14 protein-coding genes are annotated in these 11,700 nt (G+C 61.4%); 7 read left to right on the forward strand and 7 right to left on the reverse strand.

What is annotated here, in order from left to right:
* Positions 1-21: 21 nt before the first annotated feature.
* Both WA943_RS06220 and WA943_RS06225 read left to right on the forward strand, forming a co-directional pair.
* Positions 22-636, forward strand: coding sequence for a 2-hydroxychromene-2-carboxylate isomerase (locus WA943_RS06220; protein ID WP_424468987.1), 615 nt, complete (start codon positions 22-24; stop codon positions 634-636).
* Between the two features lie 93 nt (positions 637-729).
* Complete coding sequence (locus WA943_RS06225) at positions 730-1,365, forward strand: glutathione S-transferase family protein (protein ID WP_424468988.1); 636 nt, start codon at positions 730-732, stop codon at positions 1,363-1,365.
* A 3-nt stretch (positions 1,366-1,368) separates the two neighbouring features.
* On the opposite strand, the gene WA943_RS06230 is transcribed toward WA943_RS06225, so the two are convergent.
* The 4 genes from WA943_RS06230 to WA943_RS06245 all read right to left on the reverse strand — a co-directional run bounded on the left by WA943_RS06230 (position 1,369) and on the right by WA943_RS06245 (position 4,881).
* Positions 1,369-1,695, reverse strand: a complete 327-nt coding sequence (locus WA943_RS06230) for a hypothetical protein (RefSeq protein WP_424468989.1) — start codon at positions 1,693-1,695, stop codon at positions 1,369-1,371.
* Between the two features lie 39 nt (positions 1,696-1,734).
* A complete protein-coding gene (locus tag WA943_RS06235; protein WP_424468990.1) occupies positions 1,735-3,003 on the reverse strand; it encodes an APC family permease in 1,269 nt (422 codons plus the stop codon).
* A 1-nt stretch (position 3,004) separates the two neighbouring features.
* Positions 3,005-4,216: a 23S rRNA (adenine(2503)-C(2))-methyltransferase RlmN gene (gene rlmN, locus WA943_RS06240; protein WP_424468991.1), complete on the reverse strand. Its 1,212-nt coding sequence runs from the start codon at positions 4,214-4,216 to the stop codon at positions 3,005-3,007.
* Positions 4,217-4,320: 104 nt separating this feature from the next.
* The gene (locus tag WA943_RS06245; RefSeq protein ID WP_424468992.1) at positions 4,321-4,881 is read right to left on the reverse strand and encodes an invasion associated locus B family protein; all 561 of its coding nucleotides are present in this window, start codon (positions 4,879-4,881) and stop codon (positions 4,321-4,323) included.
* Positions 4,882-5,077: 196 nt separating this feature from the next.
* Here WA943_RS06245 and WA943_RS06250 point away from each other — a divergent pair, with 196 nt between their 5' ends.
* Genes WA943_RS06250 through WA943_RS06260 form a run of 3 tightly spaced genes read left to right on the forward strand, consistent with a single transcriptional unit; the run spans position 5,078 to position 8,116 of the window.
* Positions 5,078-6,082, forward strand: coding sequence for an NADPH:quinone oxidoreductase family protein (locus tag WA943_RS06250; RefSeq protein ID WP_424468993.1), 1,005 nt, complete (start codon positions 5,078-5,080; stop codon positions 6,080-6,082).
* A 34-nt stretch (positions 6,083-6,116) separates the two neighbouring features.
* Entirely contained in the window at positions 6,117-6,836 is a 720-nt protein-coding gene (locus tag WA943_RS06255; protein WP_424468994.1) for a hypothetical protein, read from the forward strand.
* Between the two features lie 56 nt (positions 6,837-6,892).
* On the forward strand, positions 6,893-8,116 hold the full coding sequence (locus tag WA943_RS06260; RefSeq protein WP_424468995.1) for a serine hydrolase domain-containing protein: 1,224 nt from the start codon (positions 6,893-6,895) through the stop codon (positions 8,114-8,116).
* A gap of 18 nt (positions 8,117-8,134) precedes the next feature.
* Here the strand turns inward: WA943_RS06260 and WA943_RS06265 are convergent, their stop codons facing one another.
* Together WA943_RS06265 and WA943_RS06270 are read right to left on the reverse strand one after the other, a co-directional pair.
* A complete protein-coding gene (locus tag WA943_RS06265; RefSeq protein WP_424468996.1) occupies positions 8,135-8,557 on the reverse strand; it encodes a nuclear transport factor 2 family protein in 423 nt (140 codons plus the stop codon).
* Positions 8,554-9,186, reverse strand: coding sequence for a pyridoxamine 5'-phosphate oxidase family protein (locus tag WA943_RS06270; protein ID WP_424468997.1), 633 nt, complete (start codon positions 9,184-9,186; stop codon positions 8,554-8,556). Before WA943_RS06270 ends, WA943_RS06265 begins: the two co-directional genes overlap by 4 nt.
* A gap of 106 nt (positions 9,187-9,292) precedes the next feature.
* Between WA943_RS06270 and WA943_RS06275 the strand changes: the two genes are divergently transcribed.
* Entirely contained in the window at positions 9,293-10,192 is a 900-nt protein-coding gene (locus tag WA943_RS06275) for a LysR family transcriptional regulator (protein ID WP_424468998.1), read from the forward strand.
* Here WA943_RS06275 and WA943_RS06280 read toward each other — a convergent pair.
* Positions 10,189-10,587, reverse strand: coding sequence for a YkvA family protein (locus tag WA943_RS06280; protein WP_424468999.1), 399 nt, complete (start codon positions 10,585-10,587; stop codon positions 10,189-10,191). The genes WA943_RS06275 and WA943_RS06280 overlap by 4 nt on opposite strands.
* Before the next feature lie 234 nt (positions 10,588-10,821).
* Here WA943_RS06280 and WA943_RS06285 point away from each other — a divergent pair, with 234 nt between their 5' ends.
* On the forward strand, positions 10,822-11,604 hold the full coding sequence (locus WA943_RS06285) for an SDR family NAD(P)-dependent oxidoreductase (RefSeq protein WP_424469000.1): 783 nt from the start codon (positions 10,822-10,824) through the stop codon (positions 11,602-11,604).
* Positions 11,605-11,700: the final 96 nt, after the last annotated feature.

Consider the following 11,700-nt stretch of genomic DNA (forward strand, 5'->3'; position numbering starts at 1 on the left):
TTGCGAAAAAGGACGGGAAAGATGGCGGCAAAGCTCGCTCGCGTCGAATTCTGGTATGAATTCGCCAGCACCTATTCCTATCCGGCGGCCATGCGAGCCGGGCGGCTGGCCGGGGCGGCGGGCGTCGAACTCGTCTGGCGGCCCTTTCTTCTGGCCCCGATTTTTGGTGCGCAGGGCTGGAACGACAGCCCTTTCAATATTTACCCGGTGAAGGGTCGGTATATGTGGCGCGACCTTGCCCGTATCTGCGAGGCGGACGGGCTTGCCCTGAACATGCCGGTCCGCTTCCCGCAGAACGGGCTCAAGGCGGCGCGGCTGGCCATTCTCGGCGCCGGAGAGAGTTGGGCCCCAGCTTTCACGCGGGCGGTCTATGAGGCGAATTTCGCCCGCCAGCAGGACATTGCGGATGACGGGGTGCTTGCCGGGATATTGCAGGCACTTGGCCTCGATCCCCTTGATGTGGTGATGCGGGCCTATGCGCCGGAGAACAAGGCAAAGCTCAAGGCCCAATCGGACGAGGCGATCGCCAAGGGGATTTTCGGCGCGCCGTCATTCGTGGTCGATGGCGAGCTTTTCTGGGGCAATGACCGGCTTGAACAGGCGCTTGCCTGGGCGCAGCGCCGGGGCCAATCCTGATCTTTGTGCGGGACCATGTCCGCCGACCCCTTGTGGATGGGACCCGTGGCCCCAACCTCCTCTCGACGGCCATCCGAGGGCATGGAGGTTTCCGTGAGTACCATTGTCTTTCATTCACAGTCCCCGAGCGTTTATCTCTGGACGGCGAGCCTCGTCGCTGCGGAGAAGGGCGTTCCATGGTCCCTCAATGTGATCGAGGCGGGCACGGAGGCGCATAGGCGGCTTCACCCTTTCGCCAAATCGCCTGTGCTGCAGCATGGCGCGATCCTGCTTTATGAGACATCGGCGATTGCCCATTATATCGACCGGACATTCGACGGGCCTGCGCTTCAGCCCGATGACGTTCTGGGGCAGGCGGAGTGCCTTCGCTGGGTCAGCCTCGTCAACGCCTATATGTTTTCGACCATGACCAACGGGCTCGCAAAGCAGCGCCTGCTCGTGCCGATGCAGGGCGGACAATCCGACGAAGCGGTGATCGCGACGGCGGCGCAGCAGTTCAGGGACCAGCTTGTCGTCATCACAAGAGAATTGCGTCGTCACGATTTTCTCGCGGGCGATGAGGTCACGCTCGCCGACTGTTTTCTTTTTCCGCATCTGCATCTTGCCAGCATGACGCCGGAGGGTGCGGCTGGCCTGAAGGAGGCGAGGCTCGCAGCGCAGTGGTTGTCGCGCATGCGGGCGCGGCCGAGCTTTGCGGCGACGGATCAATTCGCGCAGAAGGCCGCGTGAGGGTCAGCGGAAGTTTGCCGGGAGATCGGCTTCCGGGATCAGCAGGTCGTCGGTGATTTCGAGCCAGGTTTCCTCGATCAGTTTCGCCATGCCTTCGCGCTGCGGCGTCGAGGTCGTTGTTGCGCGCGTGCGAGCGGCGAAGGCGAGATCTCGGTCATGCCTGCTCGGCCATCGCGCATAGGCAACCCAGTCGCCGTTTTCGGCGCGATGCAGACGCGAGCCGCCGCCTCCGTGATTGTCGACTATGTCTTGCGTGATCTCATGCCAGCGGCGCTGAAACTCCGCTTCGTCTTTCTTGTCCACACGCCAGCGATAGATGACAGCGGCCATTCCATTCTCCACTTCAGCAGTTCGCTCCCCCGCTCAGCATCATGCAGCAAGCTGGTATAGCTGGAAAAGGAGGGTCGCGATTGACAGAGCCGCGCCCATGACGGGAACCCAGAGCGATACCTTGAAGTGCGGCGTCTCGTCTGCGTCGCGAAGCTTGATGCGGATGAGCGACATATTGACGAGCGTGAAGATGCTGAGCGCCGAAAAGGTCGTGGTGCGCGCGAGACTTTCGAGCGGAAAGAAAAGCGCGAGCGCGAGAATGATGCTGACAGCGATGAGGGTCGCGATCACCGGCGTTTGCGTGCGCGGGTGAATGCGGCCGAGAATTTTCGGCATGGTTCCGACAGCGACCATGCCATAGAGAACGCGCGCCGACATAACGATCTGGACAAGCACGGTATTGACCGTTGCCAGTACTGCGACACCGGCGAAAATTGCGGCGCTATGGCCGGTCGCATGCGCGAAGACGAGGGCGAGCGGCGCGTCGCTTGCCGCAAGTTCTGCCGGCGGCACGACAGAAACGGCGACCGTTGCCACGAGCAGATAGAGCAATGTCGTGATGGCGAGCGTGAGGGCGATGGCGCGCGGAATGGTGCGTTCAGGTTCGCGCACTTCCTCGGCCATGTTCACCATGTCTTCAAAGCCGATGAAGGCGAAGAAGGCCACAAACATGCCGGACAATATGCCGACGGCTGAAAGGGATATGTTCGCAGGCGAGACGATCGGTGCAAGCGAGGGCAGGCCGCCGAGATCGAAGAGACCTACGCCGACAATAACGAACAGGCCGCCGACCTCGATGATGGCGAGCAAGACGGTCAGCAGAACCGACTGGACGACACCCCATGACGCGATGAGGCCGAGCGTCCCGACAAAGATGAGTTTGGTAAGCCAGCCGGGAATGTTCAGTATCTGCTCGATATAGCCCGCAGCACCGTTTGTCACCGTCGCCGACGAGACGACGCCTGTCATGACGACAGCCAGTCCGACGAGTTGCGACAGGCGTGGATTGCGGAAAGCCTCGAGAACGTAGATGGCCTCGCCCGCTGTTCTCGGCATGCGCGCAGAAAGTTCGGCGAAGGAGAAGGCTGTGGGCGCTGCAATGAGTGCGGCGAGCAGGAAGGAGATCGGTGCCGCCATCCCGGCCATGCCTGCAGTCAGGCCAACCAGGACATAGATGCCCGCGCCGACTGTCACGCCGACGCCGTAAAAGACGAAAGGTATCAGCCTTATGCTGCGGCGAAGTGTCGGCGGAGAGATAGGCGCGATCGCGGTTTCGGGCTCGACGTGCTGGTGGCCCGTCCGTTTCATGCTAAAGCGCTTTTGACTGATCGTCGGCCTGTGTCTTGAAACGCTCGCTTGCGCGCGCTTTCACCGTCTCGCTCTTCAACTGGCCGCAGGCCGCCATGATGTCGCGGCCGCGCGGCGTGCGCACCGGGCTTGCATATCCGGCGCGATTGACGACATCGGCGAATTTCTCAATCGTCGTCCAGTCGGAGCATTCGTAAGGGCTGCCCGGCCATGGATTGAAGGGGATCAGATTGATCTTCGCCGGGATTCCCTTCAGCAGGCGGACGAGTTCCTTGGCATCCGCGATACTGTCATTGACGCCTTTCAGCATCACATACTCGAATGTGATGCGACGCGCATTCGAGACGCCCGGATAGTTGCGGCAGGCGTCGAGCAATTCGGCAATCGGATATTTTTTGTTGAGCGGCACGAGCTTGTTGCGCACTTCGTCGGTCACGCCGTGGAGCGAGATGGCGAGCATGGAGCCGATCTCGTTGCCCGCGCGTTCGATCATCGGCACGACGCCGCTCGTGGAAAGCGTGATGCGGCGCTTGGATAGCGAGAGGCCCTCGCCGTCGGAAACGATATCGAGCGCGTCGCGCACATTCTCGAAATTGTAGAGCGGCTCGCCCATGCCCATCATCACGATATTGGTGACGAGGCGGTCGTCGGAATTGCGGCCCGAATTAGGCCATTCGCCGAGCGCGTCGCGGGCGACGAGAAGCTGGCCGACGATTTCGCCAGCGGTCAGGTTGCGCACCAGCGTCTGCGTGCCGGTGTGGCAGAAGGTGCAGGTCAGCGTGCAGCCGATCTGCGAGGAGATGCAGAGCGTGCCGCGACCTTCTTCGGGAATATAGACGGCTTCGACTTCCGGCCCCGGAACGCCGGGCTTGTCAGAGACGAGGCGCAGCAGCCATTTGCGCGTGCCGTCGACCGACTTCTGCTCGGTGACGATTTCGGGGCGGGCGACGGTGAAGGCGGCGCCGAGTTTCGCGCGCAGATCCTTCGACAGCGTGGTCATGTCGGCAAAGTCGATGAGGCCGCGATTGTAGATCGCGTTCCAGAGCTGGCCGACGCGCATCTTGATCTCGCGCTCAGGCATGCCGAAAGCGCCCAGCGCCTCGCCCAGCTCGTCGCGCGACAGGCCGAGAATATTCTGTTTGGCGCGTGCAGGTTCGGCCCCTGAAAGAGGCGCGCTTGCCGGCTTATGTGCAATGTCGAGGCTTGTGGCCATGTCTATGCCTGAACTCACAAAGGGCCACCTGCGGACAGGCAGCCTCAATCGGCGTTCTCATAGCATATATGGGCGCGCCGCCGCCAATCTGGCGGAAATCAGCCTTATTTGCAGGCCGTGTCGATCTTTCCGAGCGCGCTGCTGGAGCCTTTGAGCGAATAGGTGTCGGTCGTCAGCGTCTTTTTCGCCGACGTGCCCTTCACCACCATGGACGATCCGGCGCGGATGGCCTTCACCATGGTGTCTTCGTCCTTCGTATTGTCGAGCCAGGCCCAATATTGATGCTCGCCGCCTTCCGAGACGCCCGAGAACATCTGGAAGCGGTCCTTGCCGATGGTCGCGAAGGGCTTGGAGGTCGCGCTGAACGGGTAGCCCGCGCGCATGCTGATCTCGTTGCGGATATTGCGGCCGGGGCGGTGGGTGATCATGAAATAGACATCGCCGCGCTTGGTGCCCTTGGGCTCCTGCGTCGTGGGTTCGGCCAGCACGTAGCAGATGCGATCCGTGCCCGTGCCGAAGCTATAGGCCGCCCAGTCGTCGAACTTGCCGAGAAGCTTGGGGGCTTCCGCTGCGCTGGCGGGGCTGATCGAAAAAGCGGTCAGGCCCATGATGGCAAGGGCCATGGCCGCCAACGGGGCCGCAGTGAAGCGCGTGCGTCTCAGCATCAGGAGGACTCGTTCTTTGCGTTGGGGAAGGAAACCATATCGGTCCCGGGCAGTAATTTCCAGACAGGCCTTGAGAAAATGGCCGATTCAAGGGCCATAGAACAGACAAATCGGGCAATCTGCAAATCTGGCCGTCCTCCCGTCCATTGTGCTAGATCAGAGGCAGCGATATTCACACAAAAAGCAGGGAACGCTCATGAAAGCCGTGTTGTGCAAGGAATATGGTCCGCCCTCCAGCCTCGTCATTGAAGAGGTGCCGACGCCGGAACCCAAAAAGGGTCAGGTTCTGCTCGAAGTGCATTCGGCAGCGGTCAATTTCCCCGACGTTCTGATCATCGAGAACAAGTACCAGTTCAAGCCGCCCCTTCCCTTCTCGCCTGGTGGCGAGGTTTCAGGCGTGGTGCGCAAGCTTGGCGAAGGCGTGACCAAGGTCAAAGTCGGCGATCGCGTTATCGGCTCCTGTGGCTGGGGCGGTTTTGCCGAAGAGATCGCGCTGGACGAAGCGCGAGTAACGCCGATCCCGGATGAAATGGATTTCGTCACGGCGTCCGCCTTCCTGATGACCTATGGCACCTCGCATCATGCGCTCAAGGATCGCGCGCATCTGAAGCCCGGTGAAAACCTGCTCGTGCTGGGTGCGGCGGGCGGCGTCGGTCTTGCCGCTGTCGAGCTTGGCAAGGCCATGGGCGCACGCGTCATCGCTGCCGCCTCGTCGGAAGAGAAGCTTCAGGTTTGCCGCGATCACGGCGCCGATGAGACGATCCTTTATCCGACGGGCGCGCTCGACAAGGATCAGCAGCGCGCGCTGACCGACAAGATCAAGGAACTGACGGGCGGCAACGGCGCCGACGTCGTTTACGATCCCGTCGGCGGCGACTATTCCGAGCCTGCGCTCCGTGCCACGAACTGGGAAGGCCGCTTCCTTGTCGTCGGTTTTGCCGCTGGCCCGATCCCGAAGGTGCCGCTCAATCTCGCGCTGCTCAAAGGTTGCCAGATCGTCGGCGTCTTCTGGGGCGCGTTCACGGGTCGCGAGCCTGCACGGCATCAGGAAAACCTGAAAGAGCTGATGACGTGGTTCAAGGCGGGCAAGCTGAAGCCGCATGTGTCGCGTCAGTACAAGTTCAGCGAAGTGGCGCAGGCGCTTGACGACATGGCGGCGCGCAAGGTGAAGGGCAAGATCGTCCTGGTGCCTTCGCGGTAAACAACGTGCATCGCATGCGAAGGGGCGGGGGCCTATGAAGCGTACATTGGTGATGATCGGCGGGGCCTTTGGCCTCGCCGTTCTCGCGCTGTTCGGCTTTCTGCTTTATGTGCTCCTCGCCTCGGGAGACCCTACCTATTGGGCGGGCGAGATCGCCGCGTTCGAGCGACGCGACGTGTCGAATCCGCCGCCGCGCGATGCGGTGCTCTTCGTCGGCGACGACGATGTGAGGCTTTGGGATACGCTCGCCTTTGACATGGCGCCCATCTCCATTATTGCGCGAGGTTTCGGCGGCGCGCAGATTTCGCATGTCACCTATTACATTCCGCGGATCGTCGCGCCCTATCATCCGCGCGCCATTGTGCTGATGGCGGGCGAATCAGACATGTCGGATGTGCGCGGGCGGCGGCCGGAAGACGTGCTCGACGATTTCAAGAATTTTGTCGTCGCTCTGCGCAAGGCGGGCGTGAGCGCGCCGGTCTATTTCGTGTCGATCCTGCCTCAGCCGATGCGTACCTCGCGCTGGCTCGGCGCGAAGCGGGCGAATGCGCTGATCGAGGATTTCAGCAAGACTGAGTCCGATATTCATTTCATCGACGCGACGGCCGGCCTTATCGACAGCAACGATAATGTCAGGCGCGAGATGTTCCGCTGGGACGGGCTGTCGCTCAGCGCTGCCGGGCGCGCCGCAATCGCCGAGAAGATCAAGCCCGTGCTGCTCGAAGCGGGCTATGGCGAAAGAAAGAATCCGTGAGCGTGCCTTTGGGTGCGCCAGCCTGAACAAAAGAACAAAGACAGGGAGAGAAGATCATGGCGCAGGAAAATGTTTCGCGCGAGGCGAAGGCCGGGAAGATCGAGGGTCACTACGATCCGAAGTTCAAAAGCGTCTATGAAGCCTTTGTCGAGAATTTCGAAACGCGCGACGAGGTTGGCGCCAATGTGGCGATGACGCTCGAAGGCAAGACGGTCGTCGATCTCTGGGGCGGAAAGAAAGCGCGCGGCGGCGAAGACTGGACGCGCGACACGGTGTCGATTGTTTTCTCCTGCACCAAGGGCGCGAGCGCCATCTGCGCGCATCTTCTCGCCGATCGCGGGCTTCTCGATCTCGATGCGCCGGTGTCGAAATACTGGCCGGAATTTGCGCAGAACGGAAAGGAAGACGCCGTCGTTTCGATGATGCTCGATCACTCGGTCGGTCTGCCGCATTTGCGCACCAAGCTGAAAGACGGCGGATATCTCGATTATGATTACATGATCGACGTTCTGTCGAAGGAGGCGCCATTCTGGCAGCCCGGCATCCGCAATGGCTATCACGGTGTTACCTTCGCCTGGACGGTTGGCGAGATCGTGCATCGCGCCGCAAAAAAGCGCCTCGGTGAATTTTTTCGCGATGAAGTTGCAAAGCCGCATGGCCTCGATTTCTGGATCGGCCTGCCGGAAGACATCGAGCCGCGCGTCGCGCCGATGATCTATGCAGAGCCGGATGCGGCGACGCTGCAATCGAAGTTCACCAAGCAGGTGATGAGCGATCCGACCTCGATTGCGCATCTTTTTCTGATGAACAATGGCGGCGTCAATTTCAATTCGCGCGAGGCGCATGCCGCCGAAATCGGCTCGGCGAACGGCATCTCGAACGGGCGCGGCCTTGCGGGCATGTATGCGCCGCTCGCCAACGGTGACATGGTTTCCGCAGATACGCTCTCGCGCATGAGCCGCGTTGCCATGGCCACGCATGAAGACGCAACATTGCTCATCCCGACGCGCTTCTCGCTCGGCTTCATGAAGTCGATGGACAATCGCAAGGTGCCGAACACGGCCAATATGAGCTGCATCCTTTCGGACGCTGCATTCGGCCATGTCGGCATGGGCGGTTCCATCGGCTTTGCGGACCCCGAAGCCCATATGAGCTTTGGTTACAACATGAACCGCATGGGCAATGGCATCCTCGTCAATGACCGCGCCCAGACGCTCATCGATGCGGCTTACACATCGCTTGGCTATCGCTCGAATGAGAGCGGCGTCTGGCTCGCCTGAACATGAAGAGAGCGCCGTTCAGCTTTTGTAGCGGCGCTCTTCTTCCTTGATCGGAATATCGTTGATGCTGGCATCGCGGCGGCCCATCAGCCCGTCGGCGTTATATTCCCACTGCTCATTGCCGTGCGAGCGATACCACTGGCCCGCCGCATCGTGCCATTCATATTCGAAGCGTACCGAGATGCGGTTGCCGTCGAAGGCCCAGAGTTCCTTCTTCAGCTTGTAGTCGAGTTCCTTCGCCCATTTGCGGCGCAGGAACGCCTTGATCTCTTCGCGGCCCTTGACGAATTCGCTGCGGTTGCGCCAATGGGAATCCACCGCATAGCCGAGCGAGACGCGTTCGGGATCGCGCGAATTCCAGGCGTCTTCGGCGGCCTGTACCTTGGCGGTCGCCGATTCCTTCGTGAAGGGTGGTTTGATGGGCGCTGGTGTCGTGGTCATGCTGGCTCCTTGTCTTTCTTCAGGGTTTCGATTTCCGCTTCAAGCTCGGCGATCCGCGCTTTCAGATGGTCGAATGCCGCCGCGACATCGGCGGCGTCGAACTTCATCGGAATATGCTGCGAGCAATTGGTGTCGAGCGCGGCGACCGTGAAGATGATCGCCTGTTGCGGCTTGGCGCGATAATTCTGCGGCATCAGCCTTGCGATCAGCGTCGCATCGTCGGTGATGCGCGCGCGGCCCCAGATCTTCACGCGCGTGCGCGTCTCGTAGTCCATCAGGAAGATATAGGCCTGGTCGTTCTCGGCGAGGTTTCCGGTCGTGATGTATTGCCGGTTGCCGATAAAATCCGCGAAGGCGAGCGTGTGCTCGTCGATCACATGCAGGAAGCCTTTGGGGCCGCCGCGATGCTGGATATAGGGCTGGCCGGCGGCGCTGGCTGTGGCGAGATAAAACGAATCGCGCTCGGCAATGAAGTCGGCAATGTCGGGTGAAATATGGTCGCGCCAGTCGCGCTTTTCATAGAAGGCGCGGCTGCCGCGCTCCGTCTGGAACGCCTTGACGGACGGCGTGAAGGCGACGTCGCTGACGTAGGATTCCATGAGTTCAGTTTCCGTGACTTCAGTGTTCATGGCTTCGCTCCCTTGCTCAGGGCTCCGCGTTGAATATGGGTGGTTTCTATATTCGGTATAATCTGCCAAATTCGGCATATTCTGTTTCAATAAGTGGAACAATGAATTGGACCGGCTCGATGCTGTCGCCATTTTCGTCGAGGTCGCCGAGCGCGGAAGCTTCGTAAAGGCTGCCGCTCGCCTCGGTCGCTCGACTGCTGCCGTTTCGCGTGCCGTTGCCGCGCTTGAGGCGCGGCTCGACACGCGGCTTCTGCATCGCACGACGCGGGCCGTGACGCTGACCGATGCGGGCGCACGTTATCTCGACCGTTGCCGCAGTCTGCTGGCCGGTTTTGAGGAGCTTGAGGCGGCGGCGGCAAGCGAGAAGGATGAGCCGCAGGGGCTGGTCTCGCTTACCGTGCCGGTCGTTTTCGGGCGGCTTCATGTATTGCCGGTCGCTGCCGCGTTTCTCGAAGAACATCCGCGCGTAGGCATGCGCGTCTTGCTGCTCGACCGCAATGTGTCGCTTGTCGATGAGGGGATAGATGTCGGCGTGCGGCTCGGCGCGCTTGAGGATTCCTCCCTGCGCGCGACGAAGGTCGGGCATGTGACGCGCGGGGTTTATGCAAGCCCCGCCTATCTTGCGCGAGCGGGCGTGCCCAGGGAACCTGAAGATTTACGGCGTCATGACTGCATCGTCGTCAGTGGCGCTGCCACGGGCACGGATCGCTGGGCCTTCGGGCGTCGCGGCAAGGCGCGCAAGGTGATCGCCGTTACGCCGCGCCTCACCGTCAGCACGATCGATGCGGGCGTCGAGGCGGCCGTATTGGGCCTCGGGCTCGTGCGGTTGCTTTCCTATCAGGCGGATGGGCTTGTGGCGGCGGGAAGGCTCGCGCCTGTGCTGAGAGCGCATGAGCCTGACGACGTGCCGATCCATGTCATTCAGCCCCCAAGCGCGCATGTGCCGGTGAAGGTGCGCGCCTTCATCGACAGGCTGGTTCCGGCCTTGCGGGCGAAATTCGGCTAGGGCTTCTTTTCTTCAGCAGGCGGAAGGCTGAGCGCCTTGCGGGCGAGCGCTCTGTGGCCGGGCTTCAGGTGGCTTGAAACGAGGCCGATGGTCGCCATCAGCACGGTTGCGTCGTCGGTGAAGCCGAAGCCTGCGATGAAATCGGGGATCGCATCGACGGGGAGAACGAAATAGGCCAGCGCGGCCAGAAGCGTCGCCTTGACGCGAAACGGCGTTTCAGGGTCGCGGGCGCAGAACCAGGCTGCGGCGGCGTCTTCGGCGAAGGGAATCTTGCCCGCCACGCGCGCCATTTTCCGCCAAAAGCCCTCACGCACGGTCTTTTCGTTGCGCATAACCGTGGCGGGCAGGCTCACATTCGGGCTTTCAAGCTCGGCTTCGAGGTTTCTGTTCGACATCGGTTCCATTCCAGCAAGGCACATCGGCAAGATGGGACCTGACTTGCCCTCGCGCAAGTCGAGGCGGACGCTGCGTCAAACGTCATTCGGGCAGAATCCCTTTATTTTCGGCATTTTTGGCTCGCATGGGAGGCTCCGAATTTGTTAAATCGGCGCCAATACCGGGGCGGAGTTCCGCTCACACGGGAGAAACGCGTGGGCCTCCGGCTCCAGCGGGACAAAAGGGATAGACCAATGAAACTCGACTCCAATATTTCCGCCATCATCACCGGCGGTGCATCGGGCCTCGGCGCGGCGACCGCACGCGCTCTGGCAGCGCAGGGCGTGAAGATCGGCATTTTCGATCTTCAGGAAGACAAGGGCGAAGCTCTTGCGAAGGAACTCGGCGGCGTGTTCGCAAAAGTGAACGTCACCGATGAAGCCAGCGTCGATGCAGGCTTTGAAAAGGTCCGCGCCGCTATCGGCCAGGAACGCATTCTCGTCAACTGCGCCGGTACCGGCAATGCCGTGAAGACCGCCTCGCGCAACAAGGAGACGGGCAAGCCCGAGCATTTCCCGCTCGACAAGTTCAACCTCATCATCCAGATCAACCTCGTCGGCACGTTCCGCTGCATCGCCAAGTCGGCGGCAGGCATGCTGACGCTCGACCCGTTGCCCGATGGTGATCGCGGTGCGATCGTCAACACAGGTTCGGTCGCGGCGCAGGACGGCCAGATCGGCCAGGCAGCTTATTCGGCATCGAAGGCCGGCGTTGTCGGCATGACGCTCCCCATCGCGCGCGATCTCAGCCGCGAAGCCATCCGCATCAACACGATCCTTCCGGGCATCTTCGACACGCCGCTTCTCGCCGGCGCGCCGGAAAAGGTTCGCCAAGCTCTCGGCGCACAGGTTCCGTTCCCCGCACGTCTCGGCAACCCGGACGAATATGCTTCGCTCGCGGTCCAGATGATCTCGAACGGCTACTTCAACGGCGAGACGGTCCGTCTCGACGGCGCGATCCGCATGGCGCCGCGCTAATCGTTTCCGACTTTCGGAAATTCGAAAGCCCCGGTGGAAACACCGGGGCTTTTTATTTGCACAACGACACATTCAGCGTCGTCCCGGGACTTGTTC

This window comes from Parvibaculum sp., from assembly GCF_049651025.1.
Lineage (GTDB): Bacteria > Pseudomonadota > Alphaproteobacteria > Parvibaculales > Parvibaculaceae > Parvibaculum.